Origin of the sequence: Pseudomonas sp. FW305-28 (assembly GCF_017351395.1) — a bacterium.
Classification (GTDB): domain Bacteria; phylum Pseudomonadota; class Gammaproteobacteria; order Pseudomonadales; family Pseudomonadaceae; genus Aquipseudomonas; species Aquipseudomonas fluorescens_AA.
In genome coordinates this window covers 68684-89022 of the sequence record NZ_JACNDD010000009.1, presented here as the reverse complement: position 1 = coordinate 89022, position 20339 = coordinate 68684, and the positions used below count along the sequence as shown (strand labels likewise).

At 61.2% G+C, this 20339-nt stretch carries 23 protein-coding genes; 6 read left to right on the top strand and 17 right to left on the bottom strand.

The genetic code is table 11. The features are described from left to right. The 5 genes from J4E53_RS04185 to msuE all read right to left on the bottom strand — a co-directional run. Positions 1-518 (bottom strand): branched-chain amino acid ABC transporter permease (locus J4E53_RS04185; RefSeq protein WP_207268109.1); only part of this gene is annotated, 518 nt, incomplete at its 3' end. 67 nt (positions 519-585) lie between these two features. After that, entirely contained in the window at positions 586-1368 is a 783-nt protein-coding gene (locus J4E53_RS04180) for an ABC transporter ATP-binding protein (protein ID WP_060742663.1), read from the bottom strand. 13 nt (positions 1369-1381) lie between these two features. Next, the gene (locus J4E53_RS04175; RefSeq protein WP_060742664.1) at positions 1382-2542 is read right to left on the bottom strand and encodes an AMP-binding protein; all 1161 of its coding nucleotides are present in this window, start codon (positions 2540-2542) and stop codon (positions 1382-1384) included. Positions 2543-2556: 14 nt separating this feature from the next. Beyond that, positions 2557-3654, bottom strand: a complete 1098-nt coding sequence (sfnG, locus tag J4E53_RS04170; RefSeq protein WP_072410116.1) for a dimethylsulfone monooxygenase SfnG — start codon at positions 3652-3654, stop codon at positions 2557-2559. A gap of 39 nt (positions 3655-3693) precedes the next feature. Next, positions 3694-4257 (bottom strand): FMN reductase, encoded by a 564-nt coding sequence (gene msuE, locus J4E53_RS04165; protein WP_060742666.1) that lies wholly within the window; start codon positions 4255-4257, stop codon positions 3694-3696. 377 nt (positions 4258-4634) lie between these two features. Here msuE and J4E53_RS04160 point away from each other — a divergent pair, with 377 nt between their 5' ends. Beyond that, complete coding sequence (locus tag J4E53_RS04160; RefSeq protein WP_060742667.1) at positions 4635-5879, top strand: acyl-CoA dehydrogenase family protein; 1245 nt, start codon at positions 4635-4637, stop codon at positions 5877-5879. Between the two features lie 183 nt (positions 5880-6062). Here the strand turns inward: J4E53_RS04160 and J4E53_RS04155 are convergent, their stop codons facing one another. Further along, entirely contained in the window at positions 6063-6428 is a 366-nt protein-coding gene (locus J4E53_RS04155; protein WP_060742668.1) for a hypothetical protein, read from the bottom strand. A 201-nt stretch (positions 6429-6629) separates the two neighbouring features. On the opposite strand from J4E53_RS04155, the gene J4E53_RS04150 reads away from it, so the two are divergent. After that, positions 6630-7355: a CPBP family intramembrane glutamic endopeptidase gene (locus tag J4E53_RS04150; RefSeq protein WP_060742669.1), complete on the top strand. Its 726-nt coding sequence runs from the start codon at positions 6630-6632 to the stop codon at positions 7353-7355. Positions 7356-7388: 33 nt separating this feature from the next. On the opposite strand, the gene J4E53_RS04145 is transcribed toward J4E53_RS04150, so the two are convergent. After that, entirely contained in the window at positions 7389-8015 is a 627-nt protein-coding gene (locus J4E53_RS04145; protein ID WP_060742670.1) for a hypothetical protein, read from the bottom strand. A gap of 114 nt (positions 8016-8129) precedes the next feature. Here J4E53_RS04145 and J4E53_RS04140 point away from each other — a divergent pair, with 114 nt between their 5' ends. Further along, the gene (locus J4E53_RS04140) at positions 8130-8507 is read left to right on the top strand and encodes a hypothetical protein (RefSeq protein WP_060742671.1); all 378 of its coding nucleotides are present in this window, start codon (positions 8130-8132) and stop codon (positions 8505-8507) included. Positions 8508-8660: 153 nt separating this feature from the next. Here the strand turns inward: J4E53_RS04140 and J4E53_RS04135 are convergent, their stop codons facing one another. The 4 genes from J4E53_RS04135 to J4E53_RS04120 form a co-directional block, all read right to left on the bottom strand. Then, on the bottom strand, positions 8661-9356 hold the full coding sequence (locus J4E53_RS04135; RefSeq protein WP_060742672.1) for a tRNA (adenine(22)-N(1))-methyltransferase TrmK: 696 nt from the start codon (positions 9354-9356) through the stop codon (positions 8661-8663). A 15-nt stretch (positions 9357-9371) separates the two neighbouring features. Next, positions 9372-10298 carry a Gfo/Idh/MocA family protein gene (locus tag J4E53_RS04130; RefSeq protein WP_060742673.1) on the bottom strand — a complete coding sequence of 309 codons (927 nt, stop codon included), beginning with the start codon at positions 10296-10298 and terminating at the stop codon, positions 9372-9374. A gap of 118 nt (positions 10299-10416) precedes the next feature. After that, positions 10417-11211, bottom strand: coding sequence for a DeoR/GlpR family DNA-binding transcription regulator (locus tag J4E53_RS04125; RefSeq protein WP_060742674.1), 795 nt, complete (start codon positions 11209-11211; stop codon positions 10417-10419). A gap of 112 nt (positions 11212-11323) precedes the next feature. Further along, a complete protein-coding gene (locus J4E53_RS04120; protein ID WP_060742675.1) occupies positions 11324-12331 on the bottom strand; it encodes an aldo/keto reductase in 1008 nt (335 codons plus the stop codon). Positions 12332-12423: 92 nt separating this feature from the next. On the opposite strand from J4E53_RS04120, the gene J4E53_RS04115 reads away from it, so the two are divergent. Beyond that, positions 12424-13326: a LysR family transcriptional regulator gene (locus tag J4E53_RS04115; RefSeq protein WP_060742676.1), complete on the top strand. Its 903-nt coding sequence runs from the start codon at positions 12424-12426 to the stop codon at positions 13324-13326. A gap of 146 nt (positions 13327-13472) precedes the next feature. Here the strand turns inward: J4E53_RS04115 and J4E53_RS04110 are convergent, their stop codons facing one another. Further along, positions 13473-14225 (bottom strand): SDR family oxidoreductase, encoded by a 753-nt coding sequence (locus J4E53_RS04110; protein WP_060742677.1) that lies wholly within the window; start codon positions 14223-14225, stop codon positions 13473-13475. Positions 14226-14349: 124 nt separating this feature from the next. Between J4E53_RS04110 and J4E53_RS04105 the strand changes: the two genes are divergently transcribed. Then, the gene (locus J4E53_RS04105) at positions 14350-15258 is read left to right on the top strand and encodes a LysR family transcriptional regulator (protein ID WP_060742678.1); all 909 of its coding nucleotides are present in this window, start codon (positions 14350-14352) and stop codon (positions 15256-15258) included. A 183-nt stretch (positions 15259-15441) separates the two neighbouring features. Here J4E53_RS04105 and J4E53_RS04100 read toward each other — a convergent pair whose 3' ends face one another. Continuing rightward, positions 15442-15783 carry a hypothetical protein gene (locus J4E53_RS04100; protein WP_060742679.1) on the bottom strand — a complete coding sequence of 114 codons (342 nt, stop codon included), beginning with the start codon at positions 15781-15783 and terminating at the stop codon, positions 15442-15444. Positions 15784-15935: 152 nt separating this feature from the next. On the opposite strand from J4E53_RS04100, the gene J4E53_RS04095 reads away from it, so the two are divergent. After that, positions 15936-16175, top strand: coding sequence for a hypothetical protein (locus J4E53_RS04095; RefSeq protein ID WP_060742680.1), 240 nt, complete (start codon positions 15936-15938; stop codon positions 16173-16175). Between the two features lie 30 nt (positions 16176-16205). Here J4E53_RS04095 and J4E53_RS04090 read toward each other — a convergent pair whose 3' ends face one another. The 4 genes from J4E53_RS04090 to J4E53_RS04075 form a co-directional block, all read right to left on the bottom strand. Beyond that, positions 16206-17141 (bottom strand): hypothetical protein, encoded by a 936-nt coding sequence (locus tag J4E53_RS04090; RefSeq protein ID WP_103309814.1) that lies wholly within the window; start codon positions 17139-17141, stop codon positions 16206-16208. A gap of 184 nt (positions 17142-17325) precedes the next feature. Then, on the bottom strand, positions 17326-17820 hold the full coding sequence (locus J4E53_RS04085; protein ID WP_060742682.1) for a DUF2269 domain-containing protein: 495 nt from the start codon (positions 17818-17820) through the stop codon (positions 17326-17328). 2 nt (positions 17821-17822) lie between these two features. Next, positions 17823-18950 carry a saccharopine dehydrogenase NADP-binding domain-containing protein gene (locus J4E53_RS04080; protein WP_060742683.1) on the bottom strand — a complete coding sequence of 376 codons (1128 nt, stop codon included), beginning with the start codon at positions 18948-18950 and terminating at the stop codon, positions 17823-17825. A 78-nt stretch (positions 18951-19028) separates the two neighbouring features. Beyond that, a complete protein-coding gene (locus J4E53_RS04075) occupies positions 19029-20216 on the bottom strand; it encodes a XylR family transcriptional regulator (protein WP_060742684.1) in 1188 nt (395 codons plus the stop codon). Positions 20217-20339 lie beyond the last annotated feature (123 nt).

Genomic DNA, 20339 nt, shown 5'->3' with positions numbered 1-20339 from the left:
TCATCGGCCACCGCCCGCAACGACAATCCGAGCCGGGTCTTGTTGAACAGCCAGGACAACAGCAGCACCAGGAACGCCGCGGTCACTGCGGCAAAAATGTCGAACTGCGACAACAACATCCCACCCAACTCCAGCGGCTCATCACTGATACCCAGTTCCAGGCCATGCACCTGGGCGCCCCACAGCGCCTGGGCGAAACCTTCGATGACGTAGGACAGCCCGAGGGTGGCCATGAACAGGGTGATCGGCGAACGGTTGACCAAGGGCCGCAGCACCACCCGCTCCACCGCCACCGCGATCAGCACCATCGCCGCCAGGCTGATGACGAACGCCAGCCAGAACGGCACACCGCGCTCCAGCAGGCTGACGAAGGTCAGCGCCGAGAACAGCACCATCGCGCCCTGGGCAAAATTGAACACCCCGGAGGCCTTGTAGATCAGCACGAAACCGATGGCCACCAAGGCGTACATCACCCCTGCCAACAACCCGCCAATCAATACTTCAAAGAAAAATTCCATCGCCGCTCCTATTCTGCGGACGCAACTTGCCTGCCCTCCCTGGTGGGAAGGTGTCGAATATCCGGTATCAGTGGCGAGTGCCCAGGTAGGCCGAAATGACCTCGGGGTTCTGCCGTACGTCTTCAGGCGAGCCGTCGCCGATCTTGCGACCGTAATCGAGCACCACCACGTGGTCGCTGATGTCCATGACCACGCCGATATCGTGCTCGATCAACACCACCGTCGTGCCCAGCTCACGGTTGATGTCGACGATAAAGCGGCTCATCTGCTGCTTCTCGTCGGCGTTCATCCCGGCCATGGGCTCGTCCAGCAGCAACAGCCGAGGCTCCGCCGCCAGCGCGCGGGCCAACTCCACCCGTTTCTGCAAGCCATAGGGCAGCGTGCCCACCAGGACGTCGCGCCAAGGCTGCAAATGCAGGAATGCGATGACCCGCTCGGCCGCTTCGCGCTGACGGTCATCCTCGGCCCGGGCGCGACCGATGCGCAGTGCCTGTTCGATCCAGGTGCTGCGGCGCTTGAGGTTGCGTCCGGTGAGCACGTTGTCGAGCACGCTCATGCCCTTGAACAGCGCGATATTCTGGAATGTCCGGGCAATGCCGCGGACCGCCACGTCATGTGGGCGCATCCGGCGCCGCTCCTGTCGATCAAAACGGATGTGCCCGTCCTGGGCCTGGTACACGCCGCTGATGACGTTCAGCAGCGAACTCTTGCCGGCGCCGTTGGGGCCGATCAAGGCACAGATTTCACCGGCGACGACGCGAAAGCTGATGTCCGTGACCGCCTTGACGCCTTTGAATGACAGCGAAATATGCTCCAGCTCCAGCAAATGCGTGATGGCCGTCTGGGTCATGGGGCGTCTCCTCTCAGGCCAGTTGCGACTGGAGACCCGTCCAGTCATCGGTGGTGTGCTGCACCAGGTTCGGCGGCGCTTGCCAGTGAGCCCCGTCGTCCCACTGGCGAACCTCGATACCCAATGCCTGGAAAAATGCCTGGGTTTCGGGCGGCAAGGCATCGCCCACCAGCAGCGGCGCGCGGGTCCGGGAAAACCCCAGCACGTCGCGCAACGGCCGGCGAACCAGCCAGTCCCCCAGATGCCGTTGCAACAGCCCCGGCTGCGCTGCCAAGGCCCAGTCCACCAGCCCGCGGGACCAACTGCCCGGCTCCGGCAAACGTTCGAGCGCATAGCGGTGCAAACGCTCGTAGGTTTCCCGCGTCCCGGCCACCAGCGTCGGGCCCAGCTCGCGACGATCGCGATCACGGGTCGCCAGGTTCTCAGGAAAGTTCAGGCGAAAACCGGCCATCAACCAGGGCGCCAGCAGATAGCGAGCTTGCCCGCCCGAGGCGAACGCCCGGGCGGCCAATGCCTCTTCCTGCCGGCCCAGCCCTTCGCGCGCCAACAGCCGCTGCCCCTCCTGCAACAGTTCGGCGTGGCTGACGCGTTGTTCCTCCATCGCCCGTCCACTTCCGCGATAAAAAACAAAGGCCGTCTGCAGCACTTGCCCTTGCGGGGCCAGGTCAACGATTGGCCGCTCGGCAGCCAACGCGGCGTAATCCAGCGCTTGCGCAAATGGCGCCGAATCCGACAGGCCACGCTTATCGAGGTAGACCCACACCCCCACGGCCACCTGCGCCGCACGCAGACGCAGCATTTCTTCCACGCCTTCGACCAGGACGAAATCCGGCTGCAGCGTGGCGAGCCGTTGCACCTGTTCGGCCGCCGTCTCCAGCGGGTCGAACAGACTCGCCACGCCACCCAGCCATTGCGCGGCCAAGGCGGCAAGCAGCGCCTGCGGCCTGGGTCGACTGATGATCGTCAGGGTCGCGCCCGCCGCAAAACCGCGGGCTTGCAGGGCACTGGCGAAATGGCGCACCTCGTCGGCCACGTGCGCCCAGGTCCGCTCCTGCCAGACACCCAGGTGCTTGTGGCGCAGCGCGACGTCCGTGCCATGCTCCAGCGCCTGGCGCTGCAACCACTGGGGCAAGCTGGCCGGGACCGGGTCGAGGGTGTCGGTGAACGTGCCCATGCTGCCTCCCGCGCCTAAGCGACCGCCGCCGTTTTGGCTGCCGCTTTGCGTTGCTCAAGCTCACGCACCAGCGGCAGGACCTTACGACCGAAATACTCGACTTCTTCCTGGAAGTGCAGGAAACCGGCGAGCACCAGATCCACGCCTACCGCCTTGAGCGCCACGATGCGTTCGGCGATCTGCTGCGGCGTGCCGATCAAGTTGGTCTTGAAGCCATCGTTGTATTGCACCAGGTCCTCGAAGCTGGACTTGGCCCAGTTGCCCTCGCCTTCCGGGCTGGACTTGCCGGCCTGCTTCGCCGCATCGCCGAAGGCATTGACGGCCTCGGGATCGGCCTGGTCGATGATCTGGGCGAGGACCGCACGCGCCTCTTCTTCCGTGTCGCGGGCAATGACAAAGGCGTTAACACCGACCTTGACCTTGTGGTTGTTGGCCGCGGCTTTCGCCTGGAGGTCATCGATCTGCGCCTTGACGCCTTCCACGGTATTGCCGTTGGTGAAGTACCAGTCCGATACCCGGGCGGCCATGTCCCGAGCCGCACGTGAGCTGCCACCCTGGAAGATCTCCGGGTGCTGCTGCAGTGGTTTTGGCTTGAGGGTGTAGTCGTGGAAGCGGTAGAAATCACCGCGCAGGGTGAAGTTGTCGGTGGTCCAGATACCCTTGAGCGCGGTGATGAATTCTTCGGAACGGCGATAGCGCTCATCGTGCTCCAGCCACGGCTCGCCAATGGCGGTGAACTCGCCCTTGAACCAGCCCGATACGATGTTGACCGCCACCCGGCCGCCGGTCAGGTGGTCGATGGTTGCGATCTGCTTGGCCAACACCGACGGCGTCCACGGCCCCGGCAGTACCGCGGCGATGACTTTCAGGCGCGTGGTGGCGGCCAGCAAGGCATGACTGAACGCGACGGACTCGTGCTGGTATTCAGCACCGTAGCCGGCGGTAAAGCGCACTTGCGACAGGGCGTAGTCGAAGCCGGCCGCTTCAGCGATCTGGGCCAGCTTGCGGTTGTAGTCGATGCCCCAGTCGGTGCGTTGTTCGATTTTGCTGACCACCAGACCGCCACTGACGTTGGGCACCCAGTAGGCAAATTTGATCGTGTCCTGGCTCATTGCATGTACTCCACGGCTCGTTTTGAAAGGAAAAATGGATCAGGCAGCACTGGCGTCACGCCGGGCGCCCGGGACCAGGCTCAGCAACGCCGACTCGACGGCGCGCTCGATACGCTCCAGCACCTGAGCACTGGAGATCCGGTATTGGCTGAAATCGGTTTCGCTGGCATAGACCCCCACTGGCAGGCTGAGGGCCTGGAAGAAGCCGAACAGGGGTCGCAACTGGTGGTCGATCATCAAGGCATGGCGATCCGAGCCACCTGTCGCGGCCAACAGCACCGGTACGTTCTTGAGGGCTTCGTGATGAACGAAATCGAACAGGTGCTTGAACAGGCCGGTGTACGAGGCTCGATACACCGGGCTGGCGGCGATCAACAGATCGGCCGATTCAATGGCATTCAGATCCTCCTGCACGGCAGCCGGCAACGCCTCGCGACGCAACACCCCGGCGAACTGTGGACCGACCTTGGCCAATTCGATCAAGCGCACCTCGATCGGCAGTTGCTGCCCGAGCCGGTCCACCAACGCCTGGAGCAGTGCCAGGGTGCGTGACGGGTGCTGCACGCTGCCTGACACCGCCACCACTTTGAATTGCTTGCTCATCGCTTACCCCATGCCTGGAGACGCCACCTCAGCGTCTGCACAAGGTGTAGAGCAGCAACCGTGCCAGTTAAATATTTCCTTACTAATCAATTAATTACATGAAAATCCCAATCACTGCACTGTCGCCCGACGGACAAGCTGTTGGTCCACTGTTGCCTGGCGAACACCTGGCCCGTCGATGTCCGTCGCGGCAACTGTTGCCCGGCACACAGTTGCGCAACAGATTGTCCGCGGCCAGGACAGCCCTTGCGCTGATGAACGCCGTATGGACCCCGCATTTACGGGCGTTGGGCCTCGGGCATGGACTGTGCAATGGCTTTTGGCACCGGCAGATTTTTCCCCTGCCCGCCGACTCGCCACCAAGAAGGAATATCAACATGACCGCACAGCAACACCACCTGCCGCCGATCCTTTCCACGGGCACCGACTATGAGCCCCTTGCCGAACGCTTCCGGCCGATCTTTGCACGCATCCAGGCCGGCGCCCTGGAGCGTGAGCAAACACGCAGCCTGCCCTTTGAACAGGTGAAATGGCTGAAGGAAGCCGGCTTTGGCGCCGTCCGCGTACCGGTCGAATATGGCGGCGCCGGGGCCTCGCTGCCGCAGCTGTTGCAATTGCTGATCGAACTGGCTGAAGCCGACTCCAACCTGCCCCAGGCCTTGCGCGGGCACTTCGCATTCGTCGAGGACCGCCTCAATGCCCACGCCAGTAGCCCACAGGACACCTGGTTCAAGCGCTTTGTCGAGGGTGAGTTGGTGGGCAATGCCTGGACGGAAGTCGGCGCGGTGAAAATCGGCGAAGTCGTCACCCGGGTTTCCCGCCAGGGTGATCAGTGGGTCGTCAACGGCACCAAGTACTACAGCACCGGCAGTATCTTCGCCGACTGGATCGACGTGTATGCCCAGCGCGACGACAACGGCGCCGACGTGATTGCCGCCGTCCGTGTGCACCAGCCGGGCGTCAAGCAAAGCGATGACTGGGACGGTTTTGGCCAACGCACCACCGGCAGCGGGACATCGCTGTTCGAGAACGCATTGGTCGAGGCAGAAAACCTCATCGACTTCTCTACCCGCTTCAAATACCAGACCGCGTTTTATCAACTGGTGTTGCTGGCCGTGCTGACCGGCGCCGGCCGCGCGGCGGTTCATGACATCACCGAGCAAGTGCGCAAACGCACGCGGGTCTTCAGCACCGGCAATGCCAGCGAAGTGAGCCAGGACGTGCAAGTGCAACAAGTGGTCGGCAGGGCATCGGCCCAGGTCTATGCCGCCGAAGCCACCACCCTGCGCGCCGCGAGCGCCTCCCAGCGCGCTTACGAAAGTCGCTTCAGCCAGGACGCCGAGACCGAGCACACCGCCAACATCGCCGCCGAACTGGAGTCGGCCCAGGCCCAGGTGGTGATTTCCGACCTGGTGCTGCGCGCCACCAGCGACCTGTTCAATGCCCTCGGTGCTTCGGCCACCAGCACCAGCAAGGCCCTCGACCGTCACTGGCGCAATGCCCGCACCGCGGCCTCGCATAATCCGTTGATCTACAAGGAGCGCATTATTGGTGATTGGGAAATCAACGGTACGGAACCGCCGTATGTCTGGCAGATTGGCGGGGGCTCGAAGCAGCTTTGAGCAGGCTTGCTCGCGATGGCGGTGGTTCAGCTACATGGATGTCGGGCTGGCTGGCCTCATCGCGAGCAAGCTCGCTCCCACAGGGGGTCTGGGTTGAACATGGGGTTCGTGTCCACTGGAGATCGAGTGTGGGAGCGAGCCTGCTCGCGATGGCGGTGGTTCAGTTGCATGGATGCCTGTTCCTTACGCCACACGTTCGACGTAGTGGGATTCCCCACCTCCAGTCGCGCCCGATAACCAACCCCATACGAAGCTCAACGTCGTACGCCCTGCTTGATCGACACTCACCGTCCCTCGAGACCAGCCGGAAAGAATCTCACCCTCCGTAGTCAAGCATTGGAAGAGAAGTTCAATGGTATCGGGACCCGTTATGCGTCCGACTTGATTGCCCAGGCGAATCCGGCCGCCTTGGTAAGTGCTCGAAATGGCACCGTTCTCGACGAGGTAATGAAACACCGTGCCTGCGCCAGAGAGTCCTTGGGCGTTGTCCGCCACCGTAAACCGGCGATTGTGCAAACGATCGCTGATTGGAGAAAAGGGAATTTCCATGAATGTCGCGTCCTCTAGTCGAGATATTCCATTGCGGCCGTCGATGACCCTGAATCATTTTTGTCGCCACTGGTAAAGCCCCCCGGGCAAGTACCGAGTCGCAGGGCAAGCTGCCTACCTCTCCACAAAGCCGACGGGAACTCATCCCAGACGATCAAAACACTGGCATCATGCCTTTTTCCTTGCACTCATGGAGTGACTGTGACGAATCTAAGTGCCGCCCCTGAGTTTGCACCCGCCTCCACTTTATCGCCCTACCGCTTCTTCCCCCGGCTCGGAATGTTGGTGCTGGCCACTCTGGTCGTCTTCCTGGCCGCAATACCCGAGGTCCTTTTCGTACCCGCGGACATGCAGGCCTATCTGATGTTCACGACCACCTCGGGGCTCACCGCGCTCGTCCTCCTCGGCCTCTTCGCCCTGCAATACCGTGCCGATTCGCGCCCCCAGTGGTGCGGTCATGCCATTGGCAAACCCCTGCGGTGGGGGGCGGTCGGCATTGTCGGGACCTACCTGCTTTTCGGGGTTGCCGTCTTCGTGCTCGGGTTGCCCCGTGAGGTGTTCATGGCCGAGCTTCTGGACGGGCTCAACCGTTGGCAGGCCGCGATCAAGATTGCCTCGCTGATCGTGCTGCCGCCCATCGCCGAAGAGCTGTTCTTCCGCCATTACATGTTCCGGCTGTTTCCCTACGAGAACAGCCGTGCCTGGACATGGATCGCGATCATCGTGACGTCGGCCGTCTTCGCCGGCATGCACATCCAATACGGAAATTGGATGACGATCGTGCTGATCTTCGCCTGTGGAGGCGTGTTCGCCATCGCCAGGGTGGTCAGCGGTGGGCTGCTGGTGCCGGTGCTCCTGCATTCGCTGACCGAGATTGTCGCACTGAGCGCTGACCAGTCTTTCTCGCTGATGGGGCTTTACGGTTGAGCCAGCGGTGCCAGGCAGCGGCCCTCCACAGCTTCACGGCGCCTGAACCTCGACGGGTGGCAGAAGAATCTCGCCCATCTGCGGGTAGTGCATGGTCAGGACCGCCCACCTCAGCCCCTCCACGCCTGGCACGGTGCCGGATGCCTTGGATGAATGCTCGACGTAGCCGGCATATTCTTCGATGTAGCGGAGATGCTTTTCCCAGCGCGCCTGATCAAAGTTCACGCCAAAGATGATGACACTGCCCGTTGCCACCTTTTCCGCCTGGGCTTTCAAGCGGGTCATGTACCAATAGTCCTTGGCCGCGCTTTCAAACATCTTGCCCTGGTTGGCATTGGCGAAAGGGGTCTTGAGTTCAATGAAGTGAAAGCGCTTTTCATCCTGGTCGCGAATCCATAAGTCGCATTGCTTGGAAACAATGTCCATCAGCGACCAACGCTGATCGAGCTTCACCTTGTACTCGACGCCAACATCCGCCAGTTCGCGGTCGGGGCCACGAAGCCCACGGGCCTGGATCAGCCAGAAATAAAACTCGAACTTCAACCAGCCCTCGAAACCGTTGGCCAGGGCACTGATGGATGACGGCAGGTATTTGCGGTCTTCTTCCCACGATTGCATGAAATCGTGAAACGCTGACGCAACGTCAGAAACTCCGGGCATGGGGCACTTCCTTGTATCGCTCTGGGGGTTTTCGGCATAGTGCCATCACCCTCCTGATGGCTACAATGCCAGGCTATGATTTCGCAAACGTCAGCACCTCAAACAAGAGCAATAATGAAAATTCACGCAACCTGCCTCGGACTGTTTGCCCTGACACTCCCACTCCCCTGGGAGTCCCTTCAGGCCTCGACGTGGCAGATCTGCCAGATGGAGCTGCGTATCGTCGAGGTCCTGAAACAACCCTACCCGCAACTTCAGGCGCAGATCGTGAAAGCCAGGCCGAAATCCGCCTCGGTGGAGTGTCCTGCGCAAGGCTCACTGTTGACCTTCACCCCGGAAACCCCGGACTACCAAGCCACGCTCCCCCGCCGGCAATGGCCCGGCAAAGGGCAGTCGGTACGGGTGGACTACCGCTACCTGGATGGCATCTGTAAAGGCGACGGTAACTCGCATCCGTGTCGTATCAAGCACTACCCCCTGATGGGACGATAGTCGGGCAGCCGGGGAAGGCGGCAGTTCTCGAATCAGTGAAGTCACTGATGGCCTCATCGCGAGCAAGCTCGCTCCCACAAAAGGGACTTGCGCAACGCCCTGTGGGAGCGAGCTTGCTCGCGATGACGTCCGCACATCCAACCTCAATGCAACTCAAGCCAACAGCGCGCTGATCCACCGGATTTGCCGGGCAATGTCTTGCCGCTTCTCTTCGGGCACGGCTTGGTGTGCCTTGGCGAAGCTGGAGAGGGTCTTTTGTTTCTGGCGCAGCAGGCGCTGCCACTTGGCCAGGAAGGTCGGGGTTCGCGCTTGCATCTGCAGCGGGCCGAAGTACAGCTCCTCGGCGGTGTACGTCACTGGCCCGGCGCGCTCGGCGACGATGATCTCGTAGTAGAAGCGGTTTTCCCGCAGCACTTCCTCGCAAAGGATGCGGTAGCCGTTTTCCATCAGCCATTGACGCAGCGGTTGTTCGCCACCGTTGGGTTGCAGAATCAGCCGCTCGTGCCCGCTCAGACGTGCCTTGCCGCTGTCGAGGATGTCGCGGATCGTCTCGCCGCCCATGCCGCAGAGGCTGATCGCGGTGATCCCGTCTTCCGGCTCGATTGCCGCCAGGCCGTTGGCCAGACGCACACTGATCCGCTGCTCCAGGCCATTCTCGCCCACGGTGCGTTCGGCGGCGCGCAAGGGTGTCAACGCCACCTCGCCGGCCACCGCCGTCGCAATGACGCCACGGCGCAACAAGGCCACCGGCAGGTACGCGTGATCCGAGCCGATATCGGCCAGGTGCGCCCCCGCCGGCATATGCGCCGCCACGCGCTCCAGGCGCATGGACAATGTCTGTTCGTTCAACTGCAGTTCCCTGGGTTAATCGTAGAACGGCTCGACCGCCGTCCGACTGCCGACAAAGAAGCTGTCCGCGACCAACCGCAGTGGCTGCAGGTCCATGTCGCTGGCCTTGTCGTTGATCAGTTGCTGAAAATGTCGATACACCGCGGCGTACTCGCCTTCCTCGGATACGGCCTGGCGCACACCGTCGATGCTCAACAGCGCGCCGCCGTTGTCCAGGCGCAGGACGCCTTCGGCGCAGCGAATCTCGATGCTCCAGAGTTCGTCATGGCCATGGTCGAAATCGAATTCCGCCCGGATATCGAGGTGGCGCGCATCAGCCATCTTGATGCTGGCGGCAATCGGCGACTGGCAGTTGTCCGGCACGCGCAACTCGGCGGCCTCCACGAACAACGGCAGTGCCAGCAGATGAGTCGCAATCGACAGCGCGTTGATGCCGGGATCGAAGACCCCCAGGCCACCGGGTTGCCAGATCCACGCCTGGCCGGGGTGCCACTTGCGCACGTCTTCTTTCCAATCGATCTGCACGCTGTGCAAGGTGCGACTGGCCAGCCAGTCACGGGCGGCCGCGATGCCCGGGGCGTAACGGGAATGCCAGGCGAACAGGCCGCTGACGCCTTGCTCGCGAACCTGCTCCACCAAGGCCATGGCTTCACCCAACGTGGCGCACGGCGGCTTTTCCACCAGAACGTGTTTACCGGCCGCCAGCGCCTGTTGCACCAGGGCGAATCGACCTTGCGGCGGTGTGCAAAACGCAATCGCATCGACGTGCGGGCCGTTTTCGAGCAGCTCGCCCAAGGATCGGAAGTTCTCCACCCCGGCGCAGGGCTGCCCTTGCGTGGCGACTGCCACCAGTTGGAACGCGGGGTTGGCGAGGATGGCTGGAACGTGTTGATCCTGGGCAATCTTGCCGTAGCCCACCAGGCCGAGACGAATCGGTTGCATCGATGACTCCTGATTTTTTGTACTTGTGATCGGCCAGCAAACTAGACGCAAATCGCCTGGCGGACAATGGGGGCCGGGCAGTATCTACCTGATTGCCCAGCCCGGCGCCGCAAAGGCATCAGCTACGCCGCTGTTCACGGACACTCGTCACGACGTTGGTCACCCGCCCGTAAAAGGGCTCCAGCCGCTCACGTGGCGCATCGTGCTCCACCACCAGGGCGGCGACCTCCTCACAAGAAACCACCTGATAATGAGCGACGCTGGACAGCTTTTCGTTGGTCACTGCGGTAATCACTTGCCCACTCGCCGCCACCACTGCACGCTTGAACTCTGCGTCCTCCAGGCCGAATGCCGTGACCCCATTGTCTGGATCGATGGCGCAGGCCCCCAGAAAACACACGTCATAACTGAACTGGCGCAATTGCTCCACCGCCGTCAGCCCGATCACACCACCGGCGATGGGATTCAAGCGCCCCCCCAGGAGAATGACTTCGGCACGGGGCAGTTTCATCAACTGCACCGCAATCAACGGCGAATTGGTGGAGAGGGTCAACTGAAGGCTCGGATCGATGGCGCCAGCAATCGCCAGGTTGGTCGACCCGGCATCGATGAACACGTGCTGGCCCACGCGCAGCAAGGCAGCGGCCGCTTGGCCGAGGCTGCCCTTGCGTACCGGGTCTTTACGCACGCGTACATCCAGCGACCCTTCGGCAGCCGGCACAAGTATCGCGCCGCCATAAACACGCTTGCATAACCCCGCCGCTGCCAATACCCCCAGGTCACGCCGGATCGAGTGTTCGGACACATTGAATTCGCTGGCCAGGTCCGCCGCGATCACCCGGCCATACCGGGCGAGACGCTGGCTGATCAATTGCTGGCGTTCACCGGGGAACGCTTCGTGGGGAGAAGTCATGAGATACAACCTGCATAAACGAGCACTAATGATCATCAACGAGCAGATAGTGCCGGTTATGCAGCGAAGCGTCAAACCCGCTCATTCCAGCGAGCGCCTGTACGATAAACGGTCAAGCGTTCCCTGGAACATTCGTGCCCATGCCCACTGGCAGGAAGGGTCGAATTTCTTCGATCTCCTCGGCACTGAGGCGCAACTGCGCGCCGGCAATCAGCCCGTCGACCTGCCCGCGGCGACGGGCTCCGACGATGGCACCGGTCACCACCGGCTTGCGCAGCACCCAAGCGATGGCGACTGCCGCCGCACTGACCCCGTGCCGTTCGCCAATACCGGCCAAGACCTCGACCAGCGCCAGGTTCGCGCTCAAGCGAGGCTCCTGGAAGTCGGCGCTTCGCGCCTTGCGCCAATCGTCGTCGGGCAATTGGGCGATACGTTCGCGCGTCATGCTGCCGGAAAGCAGCCCCGACTGAAGGGTGGAATAGGCCAAGACCCCCATTCCCGCCTGCTCGCAAAATGGCAGGACGTCTTGCTCGATGTCCCGCATCAAGGCGGAATAAGGCGGCTGAAGTGAAACGATCTCGGTTACCGCCTGGGCCCGCTTGAGTTGCGCGACATCGAAATTGGAGACGCCGATGGCGCGAATTTTCCCCTGTTCGCGGGCGGTGGCCAACGCCGAAAGCGCCTTCTCGAGCCCTTCACTGCTGCCGTCGGCAGGAAAGGCCGGCCAGTGAATCTGATAAAGGTCGATGGTTTCGACTTGCAGTCGGCGCAAGCTTGCCTCGACCTCGGCGAGCAACGATCGAGGCGCCAGCGAGTGTGAGATCGCCTTGGTGACCGGGTCCCAGACCAGACTGCCCTTGGTGAACACCAACGGGCGCTGCGAAGCCGGCAGCCGCCGCAACAGCTGCCCGACCAGTTGCTCGGCATGGCCCAAACCATAAACCGCCGCCGTATCGATCCAGTTCACCCCGCGTTCAACGGCATATTCAAGGGCACCGAGGCTGTCCTCGTCGTCCTGTGCACCCCAACTGTATTCCCAGCCGGTGCCAGCAATGGCCCAGGTTCCCAGGCCAATGGGCGAAATCAGCAAGTCCGATGATCCAAGACGATTCTTTTGCATAGCGAGTTCTCCACAGATGATGTGGGCAGTATCCGCGAGGGATCTCATGACGATAAGATGGGTAATCTTATTTGAAATACTGAACTGTATTCATGAGTCAGCACCCCGATCTTTCCGAACTGGATGCCTTTGCCGCCGTCGCTCGCCATCGCAGCTTTCGCAAGGCCGCCGACGAGCGTGGCGTTTCGGCCTCGGCATTGAGCCACGCCATGCGAGCCCTGGAAGCACGCCTGGGAGTCAGGCTACTCAACCGCACCACGCGCAGCGTTACCCCGACCGAGGCCGGCCACCAGCTATTGGCAACACTGGCCCCTACCCTGCAGCAGGTTGCCGATGCCTTGGCCCAATTGACCTCGTTGCAGGATGTGCCCGCCGGCAAGCTTCGCCTCAACGTGGCGCGTCCGGCGGCGCGTGCAGTATTTGCGAAGGTGCTCGCGCCGTTCGTGGCCAGGTATCCCCGCATTCAACTGGACCTGGTCAGCGATGATGGCTTGACCGATATCGTCAACGGCGGCTTTGACGCCGGCGTGCGCTTTGGCGAAAGCCTGGCCGGCGACATGATCGCCGTCCCTGTCGGCCCCCCTCAATCGTTCGTGACCGTAGCCGCGCCAACCTACCTGGCCGCGAAGGGGATCGCCCAGGCTCCACGGGATTTGCTCGAGCATGCCTGCATCGCCCGGCGTTTTCCCAGCGGCAAACTCTACGCTTGGGAGTATCAGGCAGAGGGACAACCGATCCGGTTGTCCGTCACCGGCCCGCTCATTCTTGAAGACGATGCGCTGATGATCCAGGCGGCGAAAGATGGCGCCGGGATTGCCTACGTCTACGAGGAGCTGGCACGCGACGACCTCCGCAATGGGCGTCTCACGGAACTGCTCGCGCAATGGAAAGCGCCGCCAAGCCGGTTTTTCCTCTATTACCCCAGCCGACGCCATGTACCGCCGGCCCTGAAAGCGCTCATCGAGTTCATCCGGGCGGATGATTGGCTAACCTGAGGAAACAGCGGCAGAGGTTTCCCACGTACCGCTGTTTGCACAGTCTGGATTGGACTCGTTCGTCGCCAAGTGCTGAGGCGGGCGTTCAGTACCTGATTAACTCGGCCCAGGCGATGTTGCATTCGCGCAACTCTTGAGCCGCGCGCTTAGCCATTCAGCAGGCGGCCGCCGTCAAGGACGATTTCAGAGCCGACCGTCCAGCGCGATTCGTCGGATGCCAGATACAGCACTGCTTTGGCCACCTCGTCGGAGGTACCGAAGCGGCCAAGCGGAATGGTTGCCGTGATCGCTTGGTTAATCTGCTCGCGGTAAGCGTCCGGAATACCTGCCTTGTCGTAAAGCGGAGTCTCGACGGGGCCAGGGCTCACTGCATTGACACGGATGCCACGGCCTAGCAATTCGGTCGAGAGCGTCTTCGACATGTTCAGCAATGCGGCCTTCGTTGCGGCATACACGGACGAGCGATCTGCCCCTGCATGCGCGCTTACGGAAGTGGTCAACACTACGGAAGCAGGATTTGCGAAGACCGGCAACAGCGCCTGCATCAGGAAGTATGGCCCTTTGACGTTGATGTCGAAAATGCGGTCGAACATGTCTTCCGTCCATTCCTCAATGGGCCGCCAGACGGATACGCCGGCATTGAGGAAGGCAACGTCGAGTTGGCCGTAGTGTTCCTTGATGACTTGTGCCAACTCCTTTTGTGCTGCAACGCTGGCCGAGTCGGCGCGCAACACCGGCACTTCCGGGCCCAATTCTGCCTGGGCCTTTGCAATCGAATCGGGGTTGACGCCCGTGACGATCACGCGAGCACCCTCCGCCAGGAACTGCTTTGCCGTTTCCAGCCCGATGCCACTGGTGCCGCCAGTGATGAGCGTACGTTTACCTTGCAAGCGGGACATTTGAATTCTCCGGTGAATGACCACTGCGGTCGACATGGAGAAATATGCGCTCATGCTCCGAATCGGATAAGACTGCCTATTCGTATATGATTCATGCAAATCAAGCATGAATCGAGGTGGAGAAGTGGACCGGTTTCTTTTGATGACATGCTTCGCGCGTGCTGTGGAAACCGGGAGCTTTTCGGCGGCAGGGCGCGATCTAGGGTTGGGGCAACCCAATGTAAGCCGCTATGTAGCGGCTCTGGAGGATCATTTGCAGACGCGCTTGCTCCACCGGTCTACGCGCAAGCTATCCTTGACGCCGGAGGGCGAACGCTACTATGCGGACATCCGGCGCATCCTGGATGCGGTGGATGAATCCGAATCGTCCTTCAGGAACAGCGTCGAGCCATCGGGGCTCTTGCGCGTAGCCTGTCCGACAGCTCTCGCACACGCGTTTGTGCTGCCGCATGTGCCGGCCTTTTTGGAGCGCTACCCTCAATTGATCTTGGATCTCCAACTCAACGATCGATACGTAGACCTGGTCAATGAAGGTACCGAACTCGCCATTCGCATAGGACAACTGGAGGACAGCTCCTTGCGCGCCCGGCGTCTTGGGTGGTACGACCGGGTCTTCGTCGCCAGCAAGGACTACTTGGCTAAACGCGGAGTTCCGCAGACCCCGGATGATCTGCGCGACCACGACTGCATCATCTACACCTTACTGTCGTCCGGGGCGACCTGGCGATTCCGTGACGCGGACATTCCGATTGCCGGCAGGCTCAGGGTCAACTCGCCCGACGCTGTCAGTGCGGCAGTCGTGGCAGGCCTGGGTGTGGCGCATGGACCTGCGTGGCTGTTTGAGGGTGGGCTGAACAGCGGGAGATTACAGTTCATTCTCACCGACCATGCGGCTCCCCCTGTCCCCGTGCAGATGGTTTATGTCGCCAATAGACTGCTCCCCACGCGGGCTATCGTGTTCATGGATTTCATGGCTGACGTGTTTTCAAAGATTCCAGCCTTGAACGGCAGCACCCCTTTGCCGACGCTATAAGACAAGACGACAAAACGTGCCCCCTGACGCTCTTGCCTAAGGCTACGCTGACCGGGCCGAAATACCGGGCTGGAGTCATCGTCAAACAAAAAAAAAGCCCCGCGACCGAGGACGGTGCGGGGCAAGGGAATTGGTTGGTTGCGGCCAACCAAAGGAGCACGGTGAAAAGCGTTTACGGGCCGGTCAGATGCATTCCTGTGCGGCGCGTTCGAAACTCGAAGGCAGGAGGTTGGAGGCCAGCAAGTGCCGCTCGTAGATGAATACCTTGCCGCCGTCGCCGGCCTTGTAGGCTTCCAGCACGTTGTCCGCCGAGACTTTGCTCGGCACCACGATGCGGTAGCTGCGCTGGGTCTGCGAGACCATCGGGTTCAAGGCATTGCCCTGCAATTTCGGTACGACGCATTCGGCGTATTGGGCCGGCGTCTTGCTGGTCTGCAAGGTCAGGGTCGGATCGTTCGGTGCCGAGGCACAACCGGCCAGCAACAATGGGGAAAACGCCAGGGAAAGCAGAAATAAACGGCGCATGGGTTGAGGTCCTGAAAATAAAAATACGGGGCTGCGTGTTCGATGGCGCTGATTTTCCAATGATTGCCGGCAAAGCAGAACTTGCATTTCGTAATGGTCACTATTACTCCTAGCAATAGTTGCAAGCCGAGAAAGATTGATGAGGACTATCCATGAGAACGTTTGATCTGATTCGCGACTCGGTATTGCCCGACTTCCGTGAACGAGTGGCTGACTACTTGATCCAGTACGAAAGCGTGCTGTTGAGCAACACAGAACCCGACCCGGAGCTCAAGCGGGCCACGGCCAATCAACTGCGCGGTTATCTGCGTGGATTGAATACCACTCGGGTATTGGGCATGGCGGATTGGGAGGAGCTGGATCGGCGGGTGGTGGACACCTGGCTTCAGTGACCGGCCGGACATTCCGGGAATGTGTTCGATTCAGGGTGTCGAGGGCGATTGCTCCCGCCGGGCTGGGCTGCGATCGCTCGCCGGCTGCGGCCCGACACTGGCTTGCGCCCTGTCCACCAGCCGTTGCACCCAGGCGGCGTCCTGGTCATTGACCACCCCATAGCGGTTCGGCGGTAAAAACTTCCAGTGATGGGCGGCCTCCTCCAGACGCTTGAGTTCATCGGCAGACATCCAGTACGGCGTATCCACCAATGGCATCGGCGCACCGTCGAAACGCCGGCCCAACTGCAGGTTCGTGCCGGGGGCGAAAGCCATCGCCAGTTGCTGCTGGGGTTGCAGCAGCTTGTCCGGCGCCGGCATTTGCCCTACTCGCCCGTAGCTGAAGTCCCCTGAGAACTGCTCCTTGAGCACCAGCCAGTACCCCGCCGCGGTCTTGGCCAGAATCCATTGCGACACACCGCTGTCCTGCACGCATTTCAGCTTGCCGTCGGTCCATTGCATGAGGGTGTTGCAGTCCGGGTCATAGTCGTTGGACCACAGGCTGATGCCGCGGATGAGGGTGTGGTGTTCGAGCTCGACCAGCCCTTGATCGGGCATCGATTGCCAATATCGCTTGGTCGGGTCGCGCTTATCGCGCAAGTAATTATGCAGGCCCCAGGCAGCCATGAACAGCAAGGTGACGAGCACAAGCCAGCCAAGGGAATCCCCCACGATCCGGTCAAGGTCGACGCCTGGGGCGGATAACCCCTGATAGACCAGCAGCCCCAGCAAAAACGCGATGCCCGGCAACACCGGGCCCAGGCACAACGGCGGCACCAGCACCATGACCCAGCTGAAGCGATGCATGGTCGCACGCTCACGCGCCCAGGCCAGCTCCTGAGCAAGCATCGGCGCCCGCTCCCGAGGGCCGATGTCAGGATCGGGCGTCTGGAAACGCATGTACTGGGTGTAGGTGTCATCGTTCATGGATCGGATCTTGTCCTTGAAGTCATCGTGTTAGACACACGTTCATGCCCATCGCCCAAACTCGCTTCACCCGCCCCTTGCTCAAGCCAGGCTAGACAGTGGTCCTGTTCGAGCATCCGGATCACGAACGACGTTTCTTGAAGATATCCACGCCTGGGAACAACCCGGCGGAACGGATCGATATTTAGACCAGTAGTCGCTCGATCCACTGCTGTGGCGTCATCTTCGTCACCATGATCGACACAATGACAAACATCCCCAAAAAGCCCAGAACCCCCATCCAGAACCACTTCTGATACACGGTTGAGTATCGATCATCGAGCGTGCGCCCATCCCCTAGCGCGCTCGACGCCATCACGTATAACCGCTTCTGGAACACCAGCACAGGCAGCCACAACGCCCCCACGCACAGGAAAATGATCAACGACGTCATGATCCATTCCGTAGTCAGGGGAAGTCCGGCCAGTCTCGTTAGCAGGTAACCCGTCACTATCTGAATGAAACCCGCCGGCGTGGTAATCCAGGTATCGAACCGGACAACCGTCCTGGCCACATGGGCAATGACCTGCGGATTGGCGGTGCGGCTGGCGGCGATCAGGTAGAGGTAGGATCCCATGCCGAAGCCGAACAGGAAAATGGCAGCGATCACATGGATGTACTTCAAGCACAGATAGAGCATGGTCAACCCTGCCCGTCAGAGAAATGCACAGACAGGCTGAGGTTTTGCGGATCGTTGATGGCGGCCATGTATTCGTCGACGGTGATTTCACCCACACAGGCCCGAGCTCCGGGTTCGGGCAGATACCCTTGGGCGACTTTCGCCGCCAAGGCAACGGCTGCACAGCTGGGAATTTCCGGCCCTTTGTCGTTCATGGCGGTGAGCTGCACGTTCAACGACAACGGCTCGCCGTCGGCACCGATACCATGGACATCGATGTACATTGCGCTTTTGCCATCGCCAAGTCGTTCGAACCAGAGCCCACACCGATGAAGCCTGGCCGCCCAAGGGAGATGGTCGCGCACCAGCCCCATCCTCATTGCCTGGGCCAGCAGGTAGTTGGCAATGCCGCCGAGCTTCAGGCCTGCGCCGGCCTTGAAGCTCAGGTTCAGGGCGCCATAGCGGCTGGCGAAGATATCCATGTCCGGCACGTCGACATTGGCCAGTACCCGGGTGCCCATGTAGCGCATTCTGCGAAGCGTCAGATCCTGCCATCCCAGAACCTCATGCACCCGGCCATTCCTGAGTTGCTTGATCGGCTTGCCCGCATAGGCGAGAACGCCTTCGACGGTGGACAAGCCCGGCATTTTGGCCGAAGAAGAAATACCATGCTCGATCGTGTCGATGCGTTTAAACCGATGCCGCTGCTGATCAATGAGGGCGGCCGAGAGCGTTGGCACTGAGCTGCAACCACTGAGGATCGCCACGCCTGCCTGTTTTGCCCGGGTGTCGAGTGCGCTAATGCCGGTGACGAAGGCTCTGCTGTCCGACAGGTCGCAGTAATTCACGCCGGCGTCGATGCAGCTCTCGGCGACGGCATAGGATTGCCCTTGAAAGGGGCCGCCGGTATGAATGACCCATTGGATGTTCATCAAGCCAAGGACAGATTTGAAGCCTGGGCCCATGGCGTCGCCGCACCAGCTTTCACATGCCATGCCCGATCGGGCGTTCAACTCATCGACTTTGCGCTGCAGTTTTTGGGCGTCGCGCCCCGAAATCACCAACTGTACGCCTGGCATCACCACCAGGTGCCTGGAAACGATACTGCCGAAATTTCCATACCCACCGACCACCATGACCCTGAGCGTCATTCCATCCGTCCCTAAATATTCGATGAAGCCCGCAACCTTGCCACAAGGACGAGGCGGTGGTGTAGCCCTTGTGGCAGATCATTGAGTTCCCGCACTTGCCCCCTGCTGATACTCCCGGGGCGTGCAGCCGAATTCGCGGCGAAACACCGTGTGCAGGTATTGCGCCGATTTGAAACCGCAATTCTGGGCGATGTCGGCAATCGGTGCGTCGGTGTTTTCCAGCCCGTTGGCGGCGGCGGTCAGCTTGAAGCGCAGGATTTCATCGTGGACGCTGCAGCCCCGCTCCTTGCGAAAATGCGCTTCCAGCGATGAGCGCGATATCCCTACATAAGCCGCCACCTGGGCCGTCTTGATGCCCTGGCAGGCGTATTGGCGGATGAAGAGCAGTGCCTGCATGACATAAGGGTTGCCCAACGGTTGATGCAGGCTCGACACCTGCACATTGATCGCATCTGGTGGGATCAGAATCTGTGTGCCCGTGGACGGCATGCCGTGCAGCATTTGGTGGAGCAGGCGTGCGGCGGTCCGACCCATGGTCTCGGTGCCCTGGATCACCGAGCTCAACGGCACCCGCGTCAGGCTGCGGGTCAGCGGGTCGTTGTCGATACCGATCAACGCCACTTGCTCCGGCACGGCGATCCCGGCGGTCAGGCAGGCTTGCAGCAGTTGCCGGGCGCGGGCGTCGCTGACGGCGATGATGCCGATGGGCTTGGGCAGGCTTTGCAACCAGGCGATCTGCTGTTCGACGGCGCTGTCCCAGAGCGGTGCGCTGGTGCCCATGCCGCGATAGACCTCGGCCGGCAGGCCGTCGCGCTGCACCAGCCGGCGAAAGGCTTTCTCCCGTTCCTGGGCCCAGCGATTGGCTTGTGCTTCAGGCAGGCTGAAACAGGCGAAGCGGGTCAGCCCGGCCTCGATCAGGTGTTCGTAGGCCAACCGCATCAACGCGTCATTGTCGGTGGCGACATAGGGGATGCCCTTCGGGTAGGCGCGTTCATCCTGATAGGAACCGCCCACCGCCACCACCGGCAGCTTGATCCCGGCCAGCGCCTCGCCGATCAGCGGGTCGTCGAAGTCGGCAATGATCCCGTCGCCCTGCCAGCGCTCGATGCCTTTCAAGCGGCAGAGAAAATCCTCCTCGAGAAACAAGTCCCAGGACGCACGCGTGCTGCTCAAGTAGTTGCCGATACCGCTGATGATGCCGCGGTCGTAGATCTTGCTGCCATTGAACAACAGCGCGATGCGGTGAACGGGCGGGACGGTTTTCATTGGTTTAACCCTGTGCCGGTGGACACAGACTAGGCGCGCGGCCGACGAATCTCAATACTCAAAATCGAACTGCCCGTTGGTGATTTTCATAATCAGCAGCCACGGGGCCGGCGTTAGTATCGA